This window comes from Xanthomonas arboricola pv. juglandis, from assembly GCF_001013475.1.
GTDB classification, from domain to species: Bacteria; Pseudomonadota; Gammaproteobacteria; order Xanthomonadales; family Xanthomonadaceae; genus Xanthomonas; species Xanthomonas arboricola.
On record NZ_JZEF01000004.1, the window covers coordinates 135,375 to 151,758 of the forward strand.

16 protein-coding genes and 1 pseudogene are annotated in these 16,384 nt (G+C 61.8%); 11 read left to right on the plus strand and 6 right to left on the minus strand.

All coding sequences use genetic code 11. The annotated features are described in order from the left end of the window. Positions 1-227: 227 nt before the first annotated feature. The 4 genes and pseudogenes from XARJCFBP2528_RS15550 to XARJCFBP2528_RS15565 all read right to left on the minus strand — a co-directional run bounded on the left by XARJCFBP2528_RS15550 (position 228) and on the right by XARJCFBP2528_RS15565 (position 3,635). Positions 228-1,447: pseudogene (locus tag XARJCFBP2528_RS15550) on the minus strand (MFS transporter). Between the two features lie 281 nt (positions 1,448-1,728). Beyond that, entirely contained in the window at positions 1,729-2,088 is a 360-nt protein-coding gene (locus XARJCFBP2528_RS15555) for a putative quinol monooxygenase (RefSeq protein ID WP_016901165.1), read from the minus strand. Positions 2,089-2,177: 89 nt separating this feature from the next. Beyond that, the gene (locus XARJCFBP2528_RS15560) at positions 2,178-2,627 is read right to left on the minus strand and encodes a cupin domain-containing protein (RefSeq protein WP_026064048.1); all 450 of its coding nucleotides are present in this window, start codon (positions 2,625-2,627) and stop codon (positions 2,178-2,180) included. A gap of 126 nt (positions 2,628-2,753) precedes the next feature. Continuing rightward, a complete protein-coding gene (locus XARJCFBP2528_RS15565) occupies positions 2,754-3,635 on the minus strand; it encodes a LysR family transcriptional regulator (RefSeq protein ID WP_016901161.1) in 882 nt (293 codons plus the stop codon). A 94-nt stretch (positions 3,636-3,729) separates the two neighbouring features. On the opposite strand from XARJCFBP2528_RS15565, the gene XARJCFBP2528_RS15570 reads away from it, so the two are divergent. From XARJCFBP2528_RS15570 to XARJCFBP2528_RS21700, 5 genes are all read left to right on the plus strand, one after another. Beyond that, a complete protein-coding gene (locus XARJCFBP2528_RS15570; protein WP_016901160.1) occupies positions 3,730-4,407 on the plus strand; it encodes an NADPH-dependent F420 reductase in 678 nt (225 codons plus the stop codon). After that, positions 4,404-5,402 carry an alpha/beta fold hydrolase gene (locus tag XARJCFBP2528_RS15575; protein ID WP_026064047.1) on the plus strand — a complete coding sequence of 333 codons (999 nt, stop codon included), beginning with the start codon at positions 4,404-4,406 and terminating at the stop codon, positions 5,400-5,402. The genes XARJCFBP2528_RS15570 and XARJCFBP2528_RS15575 overlap by 4 nt, the downstream gene beginning before the upstream one ends. 111 nt (positions 5,403-5,513) lie before the next feature. Beyond that, positions 5,514-5,705, plus strand: a complete 192-nt coding sequence (locus XARJCFBP2528_RS15580) for a tautomerase family protein (RefSeq protein ID WP_016901156.1) — start codon at positions 5,514-5,516, stop codon at positions 5,703-5,705. 94 nt (positions 5,706-5,799) lie between these two features. Further along, on the plus strand, positions 5,800-6,000 hold the full coding sequence (locus tag XARJCFBP2528_RS23515) for a hypothetical protein (RefSeq protein WP_016901153.1): 201 nt from the start codon (positions 5,800-5,802) through the stop codon (positions 5,998-6,000). 73 nt (positions 6,001-6,073) lie between these two features. Beyond that, positions 6,074-6,616, plus strand: coding sequence for a hypothetical protein (locus XARJCFBP2528_RS21700; RefSeq protein WP_146011240.1), 543 nt, complete (start codon positions 6,074-6,076; stop codon positions 6,614-6,616). Between the two features lie 78 nt (positions 6,617-6,694). Here XARJCFBP2528_RS21700 and XARJCFBP2528_RS15595 read toward each other — a convergent pair whose 3' ends face one another. Continuing rightward, entirely contained in the window at positions 6,695-7,636 is a 942-nt protein-coding gene (locus XARJCFBP2528_RS15595) for a LysR family transcriptional regulator (RefSeq protein WP_026064046.1), read from the minus strand. Positions 7,637-7,952: 316 nt separating this feature from the next. Here XARJCFBP2528_RS15595 and XARJCFBP2528_RS23520 point away from each other — a divergent pair, with 316 nt between their 5' ends. Further along, positions 7,953-8,555 carry a hypothetical protein gene (locus tag XARJCFBP2528_RS23520; RefSeq protein ID WP_146011241.1) on the plus strand — a complete coding sequence of 201 codons (603 nt, stop codon included), beginning with the start codon at positions 7,953-7,955 and terminating at the stop codon, positions 8,553-8,555. Between the two features lie 346 nt (positions 8,556-8,901). Here XARJCFBP2528_RS23520 and XARJCFBP2528_RS24295 read toward each other — a convergent pair whose 3' ends face one another. Continuing rightward, the gene (locus XARJCFBP2528_RS24295) at positions 8,902-11,103 is read right to left on the minus strand and encodes a methyl-accepting chemotaxis protein (RefSeq protein ID WP_016901147.1); all 2,202 of its coding nucleotides are present in this window, start codon (positions 11,101-11,103) and stop codon (positions 8,902-8,904) included. Positions 11,104-11,458: 355 nt separating this feature from the next. Between XARJCFBP2528_RS24295 and XARJCFBP2528_RS15605 the strand changes: the two genes are divergently transcribed. The 5 genes from XARJCFBP2528_RS15605 to XARJCFBP2528_RS15625 all read left to right on the plus strand — a co-directional run bounded on the left by XARJCFBP2528_RS15605 (position 11,459) and on the right by XARJCFBP2528_RS15625 (position 16,057). Further along, positions 11,459-12,100 carry a TetR/AcrR family transcriptional regulator gene (locus tag XARJCFBP2528_RS15605; RefSeq protein WP_016901146.1) on the plus strand — a complete coding sequence of 214 codons (642 nt, stop codon included), beginning with the start codon at positions 11,459-11,461 and terminating at the stop codon, positions 12,098-12,100. A gap of 143 nt (positions 12,101-12,243) precedes the next feature. Beyond that, positions 12,244-13,200, plus strand: a complete 957-nt coding sequence (locus XARJCFBP2528_RS22710; protein WP_157789056.1) for an alpha/beta fold hydrolase — start codon at positions 12,244-12,246, stop codon at positions 13,198-13,200. Beyond that, a complete protein-coding gene (locus XARJCFBP2528_RS15615; RefSeq protein WP_049805017.1) occupies positions 13,197-14,750 on the plus strand; it encodes a zinc-binding metallopeptidase family protein in 1,554 nt (517 codons plus the stop codon). The genes XARJCFBP2528_RS22710 and XARJCFBP2528_RS15615 overlap by 4 nt, the downstream gene beginning before the upstream one ends. 151 nt (positions 14,751-14,901) lie before the next feature. Then, positions 14,902-15,687, plus strand: coding sequence for a hypothetical protein (locus tag XARJCFBP2528_RS15620; protein ID WP_016901134.1), 786 nt, complete (start codon positions 14,902-14,904; stop codon positions 15,685-15,687). 34 nt (positions 15,688-15,721) lie between these two features. Then, on the plus strand, positions 15,722-16,057 hold the full coding sequence (locus tag XARJCFBP2528_RS15625; RefSeq protein WP_016901129.1) for a hypothetical protein: 336 nt from the start codon (positions 15,722-15,724) through the stop codon (positions 16,055-16,057). The last annotated feature ends 327 nt before the right edge of the window (positions 16,058-16,384 follow it).

Genomic DNA, 16,384 nt, shown 5'->3' on the forward strand with positions numbered 1-16,384 from the left:
GCACTCGGGCTTCCTGTTCATCCACAGAATGCATTGGATCTGCAGGGACTGCTAGCGTTTCAATCGCCGGCGTCAGCGCGTGCGGCGTATCTTCGAGCGGTTTGCGCCATGGTCTCTGGTGGCTGTCTGGAAGCATCGGCCGGGCGGGCCGGCTTGCCGCCGGTCGACCGGTGGACGTTCCGTCGCGATGGAGAGGGGCCCGCCCAGGTGGCCGAACCGCCCGGGCCTCATTGGGCCCGCTTGAGTCGGGCCGGGGCCAGGGACCAGAGGAGCAGTGCGACCAGCGCCAGGGTGGCCCCCACCAAGCCGGTCGAGGCCCAGCCCAGCCCGGCCGAGACCGCCAGCCCTCCGCACCAGGGGCCTAGTGCGTTGGCGACGTTGAAGGCGGCCTGGTTGGCGGCCGATGCCAGTCCCTGCGCGCCGCGCGCGACGTCGAGCAGATGGATCTGCAGGATCGGGACCAGGGTCCCCATCGTGCCCACCCGCACGATTCCGGGGATGACCGAAAGCGGGGACCTGACTGCCAGGGCATAGATCAGCATGGCCGCGATCGCGCCTATCAGGCTCATCGTCACCGCGCGGCTGCCGTGTCTGTCGAACATCCAGCCGCCAAGCTGTGCGCCGATCATCGAGCCGGCACCGAAGGCGGCGATGCCGAACGGGATCCAATGCCCGGAAACCCCGGTGACTTGGAGCATCGTCGGCGCCATATAGCCAAAGACGCAGAACATCCGGCGAATCCCACCGCACCGATGCACAGGGTCAGCCACACCGCGGGCCTGTTGAAGTCGCGCATTTCCGCCAGGGCACCGGCCTGCGGCCGCTCCTGGCCGTCGCGCGGGAGCGCCCAGGCCAGCAGCGCAATCGTGATGAGCGCGCCGCCAGCGACCATGTAGAACGCATAGCGCCAACTCAGCGCCTGGCCGATGGCCACCGCCAGCGGGTTGCCGACGAGCAGCGCCAGGGTGATGCCCAGCATCACGCGTGCCACGGCGGCACCGCGCTGCTGGGGACGGCTGACGGAGGCTGCCACCAGCGCCGCCAGGCCGAAGAAGGCGCCGTGCGGAAGTCCGGAGACGAAGCGGAAGAGCATCATCCAGCGATAGCTGGGCGAGAGGCCGCTGAGCAGATTGGCCGCCGCATAGGCGGCCATGAGCACGATCAGCATCGTCTTGCGACTGACCCGGCCTGCGATCAGCGCAAGCGTCGGCGCACCGACGACGACGCCGAGGGCATAGATGCTGATCAGGTGGCCGACCGTCTGCTCGGCGATGCCGAACTCGCGCGCGACATTCGGCATCAGCCCCATGATGGTGAACTCGCTGATGCCGATCACGAAGCCGCCGACGGCAAGTGCGGAGATGATTGCCGCATATTTACCGTGGCTAGGGACGGCGGAATCGCCGTTTGTATTGGAAGTGGGAGCTTGAGGAAACTGCGATTGCAAGGGCAATGTCCTCACCGAAAAAGGGGGCGCAGGCGGCTCGACGCGACGTTTGTTGCGACGTGGCAGTGCCCGTCCTTGGTAGTGCATTCACGTCCTGAGACAACTGTGGCGTTACCGCAGTTGCTTGATCAGGGGGGGCATATCGCGGCGGAGGGGCGGCTTTCCTGCGCACCGGCGCAGGCAGCCGGGAAAGTGGGGAGTCCGAGGCGAACTCCGGCTAGCAGGGCGCGTCGCTGATAGCGGCTAACCTTCCCGGGAGCGGACGAGTTGCGACTGTGCCGTCAATCGAATCGATCAAAGCCTGCGAACGGTTTCATGTAGACGGCCCCGAAGGCATCCAGCCGCTTGCGGATCTCGGCGTCGGGCTCACCGTAGACGGTCAGACGGGCGAATTGCACGTGCTCGACGAACGGCTGCGCAAATGGTGCGAAGGTGATGTCGACGTGGGGCACCACGGCTGCGGCATGGTAACGCTCGACGATATGGGCCACCGTTCCATCGTCGCTGAAGCTGTACTCGTACAAGAGCGTCCCCGGGTCGGCCTGGGTGGCGGCGACGGCTCTGCTGACGATGTCCTTGAAGCCTTCCAGCTTGCCAGGGAGGATGTTGAGTTCGAATACGCAGGTGATTTGGTCTTTCACGTCGATGGATCCAGCTGAGGGCCGTGCCAGGCACGCATGGTCACTGGCAGAGCGAAGGCAACATAAAGGGATAGAGCGGCCAGGCGCGCCTACTTGGAGAATTCGGGCTCCCCGCCTTCGACCGGGATCGACAGCGGCGTGTCCTTCGTTCCCGCATAGGTCACGATGACCTCGGCGGGCGCTTCCTCGGTCAGTCCTCGATGGACGACACCAACGGCTTCGGGGAACGCTTGGCCTGCATTGATCCGGTACTTCTTGCCCGTGGCCTGATCCTCGATCAGCATGTGTCCAGAGACCACGTAGGCGGCATTCGGCACCACGTGCGTATGCCAGGGCAAGGTGGCATGCGCGGGGAACTTGATCCGCAATACGGTCAGTTGCGGGCGCCCTTGTGGATAGCTGGCATAAGGCGCGCCGGTGATGCCCTTATCCGATTGGATGAGCTGCTCCGACTGGGGTTTGGCGTTTTCCGCCATGGCCGACGGTGCGATAACCATGCTGACGGCGCCGAGCATCGCCAGCGAGTTAAAAATTTTCACGGCAGATCCCTGCTTTAATCAAACTGTGCAGGTACGGTATGACCCGGTGGCCTGAAGATAAACAGCAGAGCCAACCCATGACTTGAAACGAAACGACTGCAATAAAGGGCGCAAAAGCGTGCGCGCTCAGCCGAAAGCCTCTACTGCGAAGTCCAGGAAGCTGCGCAGCTTCGGTGTGATGCGCCTATCAGGCGCATAGAGCACGTGGAGGGGCCGCGTAGGGACCCTGTAATCAGGCAGCAGTTCGATGAGCCGACCGTCCGCCAGCGCCTCGCGCACCAGCTCCAACGGCTGCAGCAGGACGCCCAGCTCTGCCAGCGCTGCGCACAGTAACGGTTCGCCATGGTCGACCATGAGGCGGCCGGCAATAGGAATACTGACGTGACCATCAGGACCGTCGAAGGCCCAATGGGTACGCAGCTCGGTATGCGAAAAGCCGAGGCAATCGTGCTGTTGCAGATCCCACGGCGTTACCAATGGCGCATGTGACGCCAGGTAACCCGGCGACGCGCATAGCACTAGCCGATAAGGCGCCAGTTGCCGGGCGATCAAGCCGCTGTCGGACAGGGTGCCGACCCGGAACACGGCGTCGTATCCCTCGTCGATCAGGTCGACCGCACGGTTGCTGAGCGTCAGGTCCACCTCGACCTGCGGGTGCATCTTCATGTAATCGGGTAGGCGAGTCGCCAGCGTACGCATGCCGAAACTGACCGGTGCATTGATGCGCAGCTTGCCGATCGGCAGCGCCCGGGTCTCTGCGGCCAGATTTTCGGCGGCATCCACCTCGGCAAGGATGATGCGCGCGCGTTCGTAGAACGTGCGGCCAAAGTCGGTGAGGCTTTGACGACGGGTCGTCCGCGACAGCAGGCGCACGCCCAGGCGCGATTCCAGCCCCTGCACATGCTTGCCTACCAGTTGCGACGACATCTGCAGGGACGCACCGGCTGCGCTGAACGAGCCCAAGTCCACGGCTTTGACGAAGACAGCAAGACTGGTCAGGCGATCCATTGGAAAAAAAAAGTTTCAAATGATGGTGCATCTTAGTCATTTATCGCGTTGTCGGTCAGGGTCACGATAGCGCTCCACATTTGTCGGAGGCCGTATGAAGTACGCCGTCATCGGAACCGGCAGCATCGGAACCGCCTACGCCCATGTCATGGCCGACGCCGGATTGGAGGTGGTCATTGGTGACCACCAGCCAGAAATGGCTGCAGCGCTCGCCAGGCAGATCGGTCGTGAGAGCGAGGGGGGGGGCATCGCCGCAGCGGTGAAAATTGCCGATCTGGTGCTGCTCGCGCTGCCGTATCCGGCGACCATCGCGGCGCTTGCCAACCTCGGCAACTTGGCCGGCAAGGTTCTCGTTGATCTCTGCAACCCGATCAGCTCCGACAGCCAGGATCTGCTGATCGGCTTGACCGACTCGGCGGCCGAGGCGTTGCAGGCGGCCAAGCCACGGGCCTCCGTGGTCAAGGCCTTCAACACGATAGGCGCGCAGTTGGTTCCTGTACCGGCGCGCAGTAGCAGGAAGCTGCAGGTCTTCGTCGCCGCCGACAATCCCGGCGCCAGGGCGGAGGTTCAGCACCTGGCGTCGCTGCTGGGATTTGTCCCTGTCAACGCCGGCGGGCTGCGCAACAGCCGGCTGCTGGAGTCGATAGGGTTGCTGAACATCCAGCTTGGACATGTTCTGGATGGCGGGACGGGCTCCGCCCCGGTGTGGACCAGCGCCTTGCCAATTCCTCGATCTTATTCATCAACTCGCATAGAGGTATCACCACCATGAATCGACCGCTACTCGCTGGTGTCTGCGCGGCAGTGCTCGCCTTTGCATGCGGCAGCGCGCCCGCCGCGCCGGCATTGCAGGTCCTCGGCAAGGACTACACGTTCCCGAACCAGCTCGACGGCGTGCCGCACAAGCTGTCCGATTTCCCCGGCCTGCAGATCAACGACTTCACAACATCCGATGGCGTCAGAATCAATTATTGGGAGGCGGGCAGCGGCAAGCCGCTGGTATTCATTCCCGGTTGGTCTGCGAATGGTGCCGAGTACATCAACGTAATGTACCTGCTAAGCAAGCATTACCATGTCTACGTGATCGATCCTCGCAACCAGGGGCTTTCGCAACGGGCGGAATACGGCGGCCGGATCTCCCGTTTCGCGATGGACCTCAAGGAGTTGTCCGACCACCTTCATTTGAAGAAAGCAGATTACGCCGGCTGGTCGATGGGCGCTTCTGTGCTGTGGAGCTACATCGACCTGTTCGGTACCGGCAGCATCCGCAAGGCCGTGTTCGTCGACGAGCCGATTTCAATCTATTCGCATGCCGATTGGTCCGAACAGCAGCGCCTTGAGGCCGGTGGCACCACTACCGACCCGGAGCGCATGGTGGCGGGCTTCACCACCGGTGCTCCGCTCAACAGTCTGGTCACCGACCTGCGCCCCTGGGAGCGCGCGATGGCCAAGGATTCGCCTTATTACGTCAATTCCGAGGGGTTCTCCGCTGCTTTCATCAAAAATGATCCACAGGCGATCAGCAAGGTGCTGTTCGACCACGTCACCAACGACTGGCGTGACGTGATCCAGCACAAGATCGATGTGCCGGTGGCAATCTTTTCAGGCGAATACAGCAACAATCTGCCGAGCCAGCGCTGGATGCATGGTGTCATCCCGGGTTCGGAGTTGTTCGTCTATACCAAGGAAGAGCAGGGCGATCACTTCTTGATGTTCAAGAATCCCATCAAGTTCACTCAGGATCTGAGTGCATTCCTGGATCGCTGACATCCCTGGCCGGACGCGCCGCTGTGGTGCGTCCGGCCGACAGAGTGCAGCCGGGCGCCAACTGGGTGCGCCATCTGCAGGTCCTTCCACCCAGTCAAAAGGAGTCATGTCATGCCCGTCGCACGTATCACCTGGTTTGAAGGCAAGGACCACAAGGCCAAGGCCGCTGTGGCCGCCGATGTCACAGAAAGCATCGTCAAGCACACCGGTACCGATCCGAAGTACATCTACGTGATCTTCGAAGACGTCAAGCCGTCCGACTGGGCGGGCGAGGGCAAGCTGTTCGGCGGCGAGCCCGGCTGATCGGTTACGGCCCCGCAACGGTGCGGGGCTCGGCATTGGGGCGCCCGTTGCATCAAGCGCCGGGCATCCCCCTGGCAAGTCCCACGGGCACCGGGTGGCGACAGCTGGAAAGGAACTGCGTCAGCACGGTTTTCAGCGCGTCCATTTCCGCCGACTGATCGTCGTCGCGTGGCACAGCACGCGCTGCAGTGGCGCTCCGGAGTACGTCCGGCTGGTTGCCATCGCCGGTGCGGCTCTGCTGGTGCTGCTGATCTACCGGCAAACCATCCATGGAAAGCCGAACGCCGAGGCATGAGGCGCGGCGGCGACCTCGATCACGGCGGCTACGCGTCCGTGTACATTCTTTGCGACATCCGGATCGTAGACCTTTGACCATGGCCACCCGCCACCACATCGCCGATGTCGACCCCGCCCTGGTGAAGGCACTGGAAGATGCCGGCCCGGACGAGGGTGCGGTGCTGCTACGGATCGGAGCGGCAACCAGCGAATTGCTGGTCGGCTGCCGGGGGCGTGTCGAGGGCAGATTGCTACAGGTTGGTGTCCAGACTTTGGTCGATGGCTGCTTCAACGGAACGTTTCCGAACGCGGCGGCACTGGAAGTGGCGATCGCCACCGTCGAGGACGAGATCTTGAAGGACTGGGGGCTGCCGGCCCTGACCGGCCACCTGTTATATGCCGATGAAGCGCTTGTTGAGGTGGTGCTGGCGTCCGGGTTCCGGGCGGAGGCGGGCCGGATCGAACTGGATCTGCAGGCCGTGGAAGGGTTGTTCGCACGCCTGGCCGCCGTCAGCTACGGCAGTACCGCCCGCCAGCAGGGCCTGCCACACGACGCCGATTTCGCGGCAAGGCTGTTGATCCTGCGCGAGATCCTTCACCACATGCGGTTCATCGGCGTTGCGCTGTTCCGCTAACCGGCGTTACACGCCACCGCGTCCCGCTGCTATGCCGACCGCTGTGGGCGCGGCGGGTCCGTTGACGCAGTCGGACATCTAGGTGCCGGTGTCCGCCGTAGGGGGAGGTTCACGCTTTTCCAGCGACGGCAGTGTGGCAACCGCAGCATGCAGCTCGTCGAACACTGCGCGGATCCGCGCCGGCACCGGCCCACGCTGGGGGCGGTAGACATACAACCCCCAGGCGGCCGGCTCCACGTCTCGCAAGACCCGTACCAGCCGGCCCTCGGCGATGTAGGGGACGGCCATGTAATCGGCGAGCTGGCCAAAGGCGATGCCGGCTAGCACGGCGCCCATTTCCATATCCGCGTCATCGGCAATGAAGGTCGGGGAGGTCGGGCTCCATTGCCGCCCAGCCTTGAAGTACCAAGGCCACGGACGCCCGGTGTTGATGTCCAGTGAGGCGGTGATGGGCAACGCGCCCAGCGCATCGATATCGGCCGGTTCGCCGAGGCGCGCGATCAGCTCCGGTGCCGCCACCGTGTACAGCGACATGTTAGCGGCCTGGCGCGCGACAAAGCGGCTGCCGTGCATGAAGCCGACCCGCACACCTACATCGATGCCCTCGTCGACCGCATCGCTGATTCGGTCCGAAAGCCGCACATCCAGGGTGATGGCGGGGTGGCGCCGAGCGACGCGCTGCAGCGCCGGCAGCACCGTCCGCGTGCCTAGGCTGTGCGGTGCGCTGACCCGGACGATGCCGGTGACTGCTTCGTCGCGTTCGGGGCAGGTTGGCTGCCAGAGCTCCTCGAACTGATCGAGAGTCGGCCGGATCCGCTTCAGCAGCGCTTCGCCGAACGCGGTGATCCGCACTTGGCGTGTACTGCGGTGGAACAGCATCTCGCCGTAGTGCCTCTCCAGCACCCGGATGGCCCGGGTCACGCCCTGCGGCGAGGAGCCCAGCCTTATCGCTGCTTCCCGGAAGCTGGTGGACTCGGCGGCGCTACGGAACGTACGCAGGAGTTCCAGTTCGTTCTGCATGGACGTTCCTGGGCCGGGGCCTGGCTCACCGCCGCCGCGAGCGCGAGGGCGAGGCAGAGCGGGAATTGATCGTTCATGGGGCGGCTCCTTCGATGCGAAGTGAGGGGGGCGCTTTTCGGTAGGCCAGGCACGGTGTCGACAATGTCCGGCGACCCCGTCGAAGCGGAAGTTCTCTGTCTGCGTGTGCTCGCGGCGGGCACGGCCGCGGTGTATCACCCTGGCCTATGGGGTTTATCTCGGACCCTGGGCAGGCGTCACGCGAAGATTGCGGAAGTGGGCGACGGTCCCGGACTCGATCCATATGCCGTGCTGGCTCTTGAGCTCGTTGTCTGCTAAAAACCGGATGTGGTTTTTCCGAATTAGACATCACCCACCATTGAATGGATGTATTGGGGGATTTTTGATAAAAGTCCTACAATTTGTTGAAAAAACACAGCCTTACGCTCCAGTGGTGGAGCATCGCTATGTAGATATATATAAAGCGGATGGATTGCTGACCGCGTCGTTTCGTGCAAAGTTCGGGCGTAAGAGAATTCGGCGGTCATCTTTCATCTATGATCAAATGCTAGAGGATTTGAATCCTAATGATCGCGCGCTATGGACTAAGAAGAGATGCTTTATTGAAGTATCAGGATTTTCTTCTTTTTTTGTTGTATCAGGCGAGGTCTTTGTCGGTCAGTGGCATACTCTAATCGGTAGACCAAGATTTTGCCCCGTGATAGTCTCTGACCGGATGGTAAATGGAGTTATTACATGTGAATTTTCGCTACTGACTGCATTATCGAAGTTAGATCCTTTTGTTAGGCCGCTTTGTATTGATGGTGATCCTAGGGGTTGGCTGACAATGTCATCAGCCGAGGCTCTGGCACATCTATTTAAATGGCAAGTAGGTGGCCCAGATCTGATATTTCCTGCTTAGACCATGGTGCAGCACTTACATCAGTACGTTAGCACCGCAGTAAGCCCATGCTCCTCCAATCAAGTGGTTGAATGTTAAGGACCTCGAGGGCGTCGGGGCTGAGGCGCACCGCGCGTTCTAGATCGCTACGAGTAAAAGGCTTCACCAAGATAGCGAGACTACTTTTTGATATCTCGCCAGCGCTGATGTCACGTGAGTAGCCGGAAGCAAAGAGGATGCGTATCCGGTGGTGTCGATCGGAGTGTCCGAGGCCAGCAGCAACCGCCTGTCAACGACGAACCTGCGGTTGCCGGCCTGCTTCGCCGGAAAACAACGCCTGGCATCTAGGTAATCGATAGAGGCCCTTTCAGACAGTCGATAGATCGGCGATGCCTGCCCGTTCTCCCTGCAGTCCGCTTCGCCGACGTGCATCCGAACCAACTGCAGCCCCTTCTTGCCCGCCGGGCAAGACACCATCGTTGAGCGTAAAGGCAGACACCGCCTCGCTCAGCCGACGGGCCTGATCTTCCATGGCATGCGCTGCCGACGTGGCTTCTTCTACGAGTGCAGCATTTTGTTGAGTGACTTCGTCCATCTGGGTGATGGTCTGATTGACCTGCGCGATCCCTAATGACTGTTCCTCAGAGGCTGCCGATATCTCTCCCATCAGCCTAGTGACGTGCTGCACACCGGCGACGATCTCTGTCATTGTTTTGCCCGCATCGTGCACCAACAGGGAGCCGTCGGTAACGCGTTGAACGGAGTCGTCGATCAGATCCTTGATTTCCTTCGCAGCCGCTGACGCGCGCTGGGCGAGGGTCCGCACTTCCGAAGCCACGACGGCAAATCCTCGGCCCTGCTCGCCTGCCCGCGCCGCCTCTACTGCAGCGTTGAGTGCCAGAATGTTGGTCTGGAAGGCGATTCCGTCTATCACGCCGATGATGTCTGCGATCCGCTTGGCTGATTTCTCGATCCCATCCATCTTATCGACGACGAGGCTGACGATGCGTCCGCCTTCCGAGGCAACTGATGCGGCCCCAATGGCTAGCCCGTTGGCCAGCCGAACGTGTTCGGCATTTTGCTTCACAGTTGAAGTAAGTTCCTCCATGGAAGCTGCGACCTCTTCGAGATTGGCCGCCTGCTGTTCGGTACGCTGTGACAGGTTCTGGTTGCCTGTGACAATTTCATCGGCGGCCATCGTTATGCTTTCGGCTGCATACTTGATTTGGCTTACGATGCCAGACAACTGCACGGCCGTAGCATTGGCATCGTCTCGCATGTCTGCGAAAACGCCCTGAAAGGCGCCATCGACGCGTGCATCCAGGTCGCCCCCGGCAAGAGCGCTAAATTGATTCGACAGTGCCTGCAAGCCGCTATCAGCGGTGGACATCAGCCGATTTAGATTAACGACCATTGTACGGAAATCGTACTGGAAGCGGTCTTCATCTCCGCGCTCCTTATAGTTTCCGCTTGCAGCGGCCGCGGTCAGGCGGTTGATCTCGTGATTCATCGACATCAAGTTGAGCTTGGCGGTGTCCATGGTCTGGGTCAGTACGGCCTTCTCGCCCACTAAGCGATCCATATTGTCCTGCAAATCGCCTACCGCATAGCGCCCCACGACCTCCACAAGGCGCATCTTGACGGCGATGTGAGAAGCGGCCAGCTGATTGCTGTCCCGAACCATGTGGCCATATTCGCCTGGGAACGAGTCGGCATCCATACGGTAGCTGATCTGCCCCTGCTCATGGCGGGATGCCATTTCCGCTTGTGCAGCGAGCACCTCTTTCAACTGCATTTGCATCTTCTGCATGCTCAAGAGCAGTCGTCCAGGCTCGTCCTTACCCTGGGAGGAAATATCGTTGTCCAGCTTCCCCATCGCGATGTCATCGGCCACTTTATTGGCGAATCTCAAGGGGATGGTGAGGCTGTTAGTAATAAACCAAGCTAGAAGACCACTCAGAAGGATAGCTGCGAAGCCGCCGGCGATCAGGAAATTTCGACCATGCTCGAGCTGCCTGGCCGCCACCTCGTAGGCATTTTGCGTGCGCAGGTTTTGGAATTCTTCATAGCCGCGAATTGAGTCTTTCCATGCTTGTGTGGCAGGTGCCGACTCCTGCAGAAGAACCTTCAAGGCCTCCTGTGCCTGGCCCGCGGCAGCCAAAGAAATGATCTGATCGTTTACGCCCCTGGACGCTTCACGACGGACATCAATTTTTCTTTGTAGATTTCTCCCGTTGGCGTCTGACTTGAGGCCGTACAGCCGCTTCCGGCTTCGATCATAGCGCAGACGCTGCTCACTGATTATTCTTTCAAAACCTGCCTTTTGGCTGCTATCGGTGGAAAGCACCAGATTGCGAAGCTCTCCGGAAAATATGGAACTCGCATCCATCATTTCTTGTGCGAGCCTGATTTTCTGCATGTTGTCCCTGGCGATGTTATCGAGTTCGGATCGGGCCAGACTCATGCTGGCGACGCCGATGCTTACTAGTGCGACCGTCAGGACAATCATTAACGAGAATGCGATGCCGAGACGCCGCCCCACGTTATAGCGCTGTATGAGATCCAACATGAAAGTGCCTTATTAAAGGAAAAGGGTTTAGGTCGTCTATTGCCGGAGACCAGCGCAAGACGGAAGAAGGCTCGTCTGCATATCGGCGTTTCGATTTAGAACTTTAGGAGGATTGCCCTGTTGCCCGAACAATGTCAGTCCAGTCGGTGGCCGGGAAGTCGGCCCTGGCGCGTGAGCGACGGTCCGCGCCGCCGGCCACGCACGGAGGACACGGTTGCAACGCTCAACTGGCGGAACCAGATCAGGCGCGCAGCAGCGGGTCCGCGCGGTGGACGAATCAACCACCCCCTCGACCTTTTTTTCGCTTTTCAAGTATCGTATGATATCCAGATTGCATCTGCTATGCGAGTAGACTATGACAAGGCGTGGGGCTGATGAGGTATCGATAACTTCGCCGCGTGCACGCCTTTCGCGGCAGGCGAACCAGGAAAGGACACACGAACAGCTGCTCGCGTCCGCTCGCTCGCTCATAGCAAGGCGCGGGCTGGCTGGTATCTCCGTGCGAGACGTTGCTGAAGGCGCCGGATTCAGCCAAGGCGCGTTCTACTCGAACTTCGCGTCCAAGGATGCGCTGTTGATGGCGCTGATGGAGACGGAGATGCAGCGCCTGGTCGAGCAGTTCGATCGTTTCGTGGTGCCTGACACCCCCGACATGGCCAGTGCGCTGCGCGGCATCGTGACCTGGCTGGTGGAGATGCACCAAGATTCCACGGAGGGCATGATGTTGCTGGAGCTGCAATTGCACGCAAACCGCGATCCGTCCTTTGGTGAGCCTTACGGGCGTCACAAGGCAAGGTTCATTGACGCTTTCGCGCGGGTGGTGGAGCGTGTCTTCGTCGGCTTCGGTCTTGTCCCTTCCATGCCGCCGCGCCAGATCGTCATCGGGTTCTGGGCACTGCTGAGTGGTTTCAGCCTGCAGCGTTCCACGTATGCGGAACACGCCGAGTCGGTCTATACGGCATACATAAATGCCATCATCGCGAGTTCGGGAGAGTGAGTGCGGTCTGCTGCGTGGCACGGCACTCGTCGACCTGCGGCCTGCTTGACCGCGTCGCAGCGCGTGGACTCGCGCAACAGGCCCAGACGCTCGCCTGCGGCACGCAGCTCTGCCTCGGTGTCATACCGGCGCGTGGACAATCCGTGCCACAACTGACCATCGCAACTATCTGCGCCAGCGCTCAGGCGTTGGCGGCCCTGCCGGGGGGCGCGCGCATCCCCTGCGAGCCTTGGAGCCTGGGCGGTAGAGCGGTCGCCGGCTACGTCTGGCGCGCTCCCCACGCGCGTGCGGCCATCCTGATCCAGCCGGGATACGGCGATTACGCGCTACGCTACGTGAGCGGAAACCACCGGCTCATTCCCCACCTATTGGCGCAGGGCATAAGCGTGTACGCGTTCGACATGCGGGGAAACGGCTATTCCCCCGGAAGGCGCGGCGTGGTCGATGTGGAGCAGGCGATTCAGGACAATCTGGCGGCCCGGCAGGCCCTGCGCCAACAGCCACTGCCGGTGTTCCTGCTCGGCCACTCACTCGGCGGGCTGGTGGCGGTATCCAGCGCGCTGCGCGACCCGCAGGACCTCGCAGGGCTCGTGCTACTGGCACCCGCGATCAAGTACGACACTCCCGCGCCTATCAGATGGGTTGCGTTCACAGGGGCGGCGCTGTTTCCGTCCGCCGCCGTGCCGGGTCCTTCGGCCGATGTCGGCGAACTGGTCGCGGATGCGTCGGCGGCCCGCACGCTGCGCGCCGACAAGGTGTTCTATCCGGGACCGCTGCGCCTCCTGACCGCCGCCGGAGGCCTTCGCCAGTCGCGTCGCAACTGGCCGGCCTACCCCGCGTTACGCACGCCGCTGCTCGCGGTCCACGGCACTGCCGATACCAGCACCGACCCTGCCGGCAGCAGCGACCTGATCGCGCTCGTAGCCTCCTCCGACAAGACACTGCTGTCGGTGTCGGGAGGACGACACGCCTTGCTGGACGACACCGATCGGGATCGCACGCGGGAATTCATCCTGTCGTGGATCGATGCCCGCGCGCCCGCATTCGGCACTCCCTCCGCCGCCCCCATGACCCGTGACGCCTCGCTGAGCTCCCCATGACCGTTGCCTCAGCTCTTCGTTTGCTTCGCCCTCGATTGCACTGCGTGGCGGCTCTCTGCGCCCTGGCCAATGCGCCGCTCGCCGGCGCGGCCTTGGCGAAGGCGCCGGTAGCCTGGCCGACCCAGCGCCTGTCGGCCGCCGACGCGGTCACCATCCGGCCCGATCAGTTCGTGGCCACCGAGCAGGCACGGGCGTGGCAGGAGGACTTGGACCGGCGCGGCCTGAGGGCGACCGGCAGCCCAGCGCATGAGGCCTATGTCGATGAGCTGTACGCACGCCTAAAATTGGCCGGCGTACAGGACCTGCATTACGAAAGCGTCACCCTGGAGCGCTGGACCACCGAGGCCTGGTCCTTGGCCGCGGTCGAGGGGACCCGGCTCACACCGCTCCCAGCGGCGTCCTACCTTCCCTACTCGGGGGACACGCCGGCGGAAGGAATTACCGCGCCCGTCGTCCGGCTGCGCTGGGGCGCCAGGCCGGGCCGTGATCTTGTCGGCAAGATCGTGATGGTGGAGATGCCGTCTTCGGGCCTTCTGACCAAGGGAATGATCAAGCTGGTCGCACAGCACAGCTACGATCCCCGCCGCCAGATGAAGTTGCTGGCGCGTTACCGACGTCCTTTCATGTACCTGGAGAAGGTCAGCGAGCTGCAGGAAGGGCTGGAGAAAGTGGGCGCGGCGGGCATGATCGTGGTGACCGACCGGCCGAACAACTATCGACCGTACGATCGCATCATCCGCCACCTCCCCGGGCTCTATGTCGGGACGGCCGACGCGGCGCCACTCAAGGCGCTGGTCGCCCGGCGTGGGCAGGTGCGCCTGACCCTGCCGGCAGAGGTGAGCAGGGTCCAGACCCGCAACCTGGTGGGCGTTATCCCCGGCGCATCGCCCGAGCTGATCGCTCTCAACAGCCATACAGACGGGACCAACGGCATCGAGGACAACGGTCCCAATGCGATCGTCGACGTCGCGCAGTATCTGACCCGGCTGCCGCGTGCGGCCCTGCCACGCGGCGTGCTGATCATGCTTTCCTCCGGGCACATGGCGGCCGGGGTCGGCATTGAAGGATTTCTGCGCCAGCACGCCAACGACGGGTGGCTCGATCGCATCGGCGCCGTCGTCACCATCGAGCATATGGGCGCGCGCGAATGGCTGCCCGACGCCGAAGGCGTGCTCGCGCCCACCGGGCAGGACGAGCTCGGCATTCTCTTCATGCCCGAGATCCCTGCATTGCTCGCTTTCGGAAAAAAGTGGTTCGCCGCCGCCGATGCGGCACCGGGTGCCGTGCTGGCACCCCTGACGCCACGCGCGCGCGGCACAGGAATCGATCCGGTGTGGCCGGGCGAGGGACAGTACTTCTGGGGCCAGGCCAGGATCCCCACCGTCAACTACATCACCGGGCCCTACTACCTTCTCGATTGGGGCCCCACCGTCACCACGGCCGACAAGGTCGACTACGACAGGCTGCATCGCGAGACGACCGCCTTTACCCAGATGATCCTGGACCTGACGCGAACCCCGATGTCCGAATTGCGAACTAGGCATCCCTAGCCTGCGTGGTTTTTGCTGCGCTCGAACTCCCTAAATCAAGTCGCTACCGAGGGCTCGCTCAATCGTGCCCTGCTAATACGCTATCTCCCTAACCCTCCGGAGTTACATCGTGAATAACATCTCTAAAGCAATCCTCCCGTGCGCGCTGGCAATGGCCTGGGCCCTGCCTGCTCATGCGACCGACACCGACGATCGCTTTCAGTTGCGCCTGGGCGCCATGAACATCGACAACAACAACACTTTGCGTGGCACCACCACCGTCAATGGCAGCACCCTCTCGGGCACGCAGGATTTCGATTTCGGCGGAAAGGAATGGGAACCGCGCGTCGACGGCGTGTTCCGCCTAAGCAATCGGCAGCGCCTGATCTTCGATTACTTCAAATATGACAAAGACCGCCGCGAAGCCCTGAGCGAGGACGTCAGCCTGGGTGGAACCACCGTGCCAGCCGGGAGCTTCATCAAGGGCGAACTGAAATATCAGGTGGCCAGCCTGGTCTACGACTACGCTGTGATCGATAACCCGACCTACAGCCTGGGACTTCAGCTCGGTGCGGAGTACGCCAAGATCGAAGCCAGTGCCTATACCGACCTGGGTGCGCTCTACACCGGTGAGGTGCTCGATGAAAGCGCAGATGGCGCCGCGCCGGTTGTCGGCATCCGTTTTACTGCTCACGGCGGCGAGCATTGGCTCTTCAACGTGCAGGGACAGTATCTCAATACCGACTGGGGAAATTTCGAGAAATACAAAGGCGATCTGAGCCGGGCCAATGCAGTCGTTGAGTATCGTTTCAGCAGAAATTTTGGGGTGTTCGCTGGCTACGACTGGTTCAAGCTCGACGTCGACCGTGATACGGACACCCGCGCCGAGTCGGCTACGACGATCGGTTTGAAGCAGGAGTTCAAGGGCCCGGTGGCCGGACTAACGTTCGCGTTCTGAGCAATGCACAGTTAGCGTAGGCGCGAGACACGGGATGAGTAGCAAGAAGAACCAGGAAACTTCGTCCCTGGACAACACGGACGTTGTCATTGATCTTGAGAAGGAGCGGGCTTTTTGGCAAGACCATGCGCCCGTGCCTTTCCTGCTCAAGGAACTGACCCCCGAGAAGGCGTGGCCTCTTTACGTCCAGATCTACAGTCTCCTGATCAATCGACCCCGATGCTCTCCGGAAGAGCTGAGAGCCGCTTTCGTCGCCCGGCGATCATTCTGCGGCGGCGTCGCCTTGGAGCAAAAAAGAGCGCTCTTCGAGAGGGTGTGGTTGAGAATAGAAACGCTGGCAGTGCCTGCGCCACTGCGAGAGGATCAATGAGTGAGGATCGTTCGATGCAACGCAATATTCGCCGAACTCGGATGCCCGTCGGTCGTTCTATGGTGTTGCTGCGCGAGCGGCTGCTCATGGGTAAGCAAGAGTTGGCCCTACCGGGCGCTTCGATCGCCAGGCGGCGCCGCCTGCGTCTCATTGTGGCCAAACTTCTTGGCTGGCCTATCCCGGCAGCAACCGGCCAGAGCGTCGGGCACCGGCCTGCGGGCCGTCGAGGAGGAAAACGTGCGCGCCCACGTGTTCTTGAAACGCCAATTAGCTGTGGCGCATCGGTGCAGTCAAATCGAGTCCCTCATTAAAACACCCAAGGAAAAA